Raw genomic sequence first — 2,207 nt, 5'->3', positions numbered from 1 at the left:
AGAGTCGAGGATCTCGATGAATTGATCAATGGTCGTGGCCCGCCAGTCACGAGGATAGAATAGCTCTGTCTTGAGGCGCCCAAAGAAACCCTCGCAGGCTGCATTATCCGGCGAACATCCTTTGCGCGACATCGAGCGAGTCAGTCTGGCCTTCTGCATTCGCGACAGCCATCCTGGCCAGCGATAGTGCGCACCACGATCCGAGTGAACGACAGGCCGCTCCTTGCAGCCGGCCACTGACTCAATCGCCGAATCGAGCATGGCATTGACGAGTTCGGCGTCCGGCCGCGTGCCGATCGACCAGCTTACAACGAGACCGTCGAAGCAGTCGATCACCGGCGACAGATACACTTTGCCGGCCGGGATCTGGAACTCGGTAAGGTCCGTTAGCCATTTCTGATTAGGAGCGGCGGCACAGAAGTCGCGATTGATGATGTTCTCCGGCGCAGGGCTTATTTCTCCACGATAGGAGCCGTAGCGACGTCGCCTGGTCGTGGCAGCGGCCAGACCTTCCTGTCGCATCAAACGACGCACTACCTTCTCCGAGATGACGACCTGTTGCCTGATCAATGCCGCGCGAATCCGACGATAACCGTAGCAACGGTGATTGCGTTCGAAGATGTCCGTGATGACGCGACGTGCATCAGCATGCCTGTCAGCAACCAACAGCCGTGCACGGTGATAGAAGTAAGAACTGCGGGGAAAACCCAGGGCGGCTAACAGCTCTGGCAACGCATAGGTCTGTTTCAGGGCATCAACCAGCATCGTCTTCTCCCGGTTGCTCAGGAGTTGCTGGTTGATGCCCATTCCTTTTTTTATCAGTTCGTTCGCCTTCTTCAGAATATCGTGTTCAAGCTGCAACTGTTGGATGTCGCGTCGGAGCGATTCGACCTGTTGTTCCAGTTCCGCACGCTCATGGTCCGGCGCTGGCTTCTTTTTGCGTTTCATGGATGCTGGAACCTCTCGACCGAGTAGCTGATTCTTCCAGTTATACAGCGTTGGCCGACTCACGCCTGTTTTCTCGGCAACCTCGCGCGCGCTATGCTCTCTGGTGCACAGTTCGATGACTGCCGCCTGCTTCACCTTTTGTGATTTTGGAACGCGATCAACGGCTCGGCCAACAATACGTCTTCTGATTTCAGGACACAGCTCTTCGATCCAGGCCGCCAGCGTCTCTCGACTCGGATAACCCAAAGCCCTCGGCTTTGAGAGAATTCCTGGTCGGGTAGCCCAACTGCCGGATGGTGGCTCCGATGCGCTTGCCCAGCTTCATGTACGGTCGAACCGCTCGAATGCGATCTTCGTATGAAAACATGAACTACCTCCAGGTAGTCCAGGATTGTGTCCGCACCCCCGCTGTATCAACTTGAGATTGCGTTTGACACCAGTCAGCCATGTCGAACGCAGGGGTCGAGCCCATCCCCATTGTACGTACGCGCCGTCGATCACGAATATGGTGCGGGAGATTGCCGTACGCGCCGACGAGATCCAACGCCTGAAGGCGCGGATCGACAAGCGCAGGCGGATGTACTTCGGAAGCAAGTCCGAGAAACTGGCCCGGCAGATCGATGAGCTCCGGGGCGCAGCGGGAAGACCTGACGACCGGCCAAGGGGCGGCGGACGCGCGAGGACAGCAACACAAAGCTTCGAAGGGACCATCCAATCGAGGGCCCACGCGGGAACCACTGCCGCCGCACTTGCCGCGTCACGAGATCACACTCACACCGGACTCGGCTTGCCGGATATGCGCGACTGCAATGCAGTTGCTCGGCGAGGATATCTCCACGCACCTCGCCCGCGTGGCGATTGCGGTGTCGAAGTTCGCTGATCATCAGCCGCTGTATCGCCAATTGGAAATTGCAGCACGCGACGGAGTGACGCTGGATCGCGGCAGCATGGGCCGCTGGCTCGGGCAGATTGCCGAGATGTGTGTGCCGCTCGTCTAAGCGGGCCAGCGCTACGCGCTGGCTCCCGGAAAGGTACACGTTGATGACACTCCGGTCGCGGTGCTCGCGCCAAACGACGGTAAGACGGTGACCGGCCGGTTCTGGGTCTACGTGCGCGACGTTCGTCGCTCGGGTTCGGCTGAGCCTGCTGCGGTATGGTTCGCCTTCTCCTCGGATCGCAAAGGCGTCCGCCCTCAAACCCGGCTCGCCACACTCCACGGCATCGTGCAAGCCGATGCTTACTCCCGGTTCGATCACCCG

General features: G+C 59.1%; 2 pseudogenes. One reads left to right on the top strand and one right to left on the bottom strand.

Going from position 1 to position 2,207, the window contains the following annotated elements:
• Positions 1-1,315: pseudogene (locus P0D80_RS49680) on the bottom strand (IS3 family transposase); the annotation flags it as partial.
• Between the two features lie 126 nt (positions 1,316-1,441).
• On the opposite strand from P0D80_RS49680, the pseudogene P0D80_RS49675 reads away from it, so the two are divergent.
• A pseudogene (locus P0D80_RS49675) lies at positions 1,442-2,207 on the top strand (IS66 family transposase); the annotation flags it as partial.

Origin of the sequence: Paraburkholderia sp. RL17-373-BIF-A (assembly GCF_046030175.1) — a bacterium.
In the GTDB taxonomy this organism is placed as follows: Bacteria; Pseudomonadota; Gammaproteobacteria; order Burkholderiales; family Burkholderiaceae; genus Paraburkholderia.
Note: the sequence above shows the minus strand (reverse complement) of the source record. Positions and strands in the feature narration are given on the sequence as shown.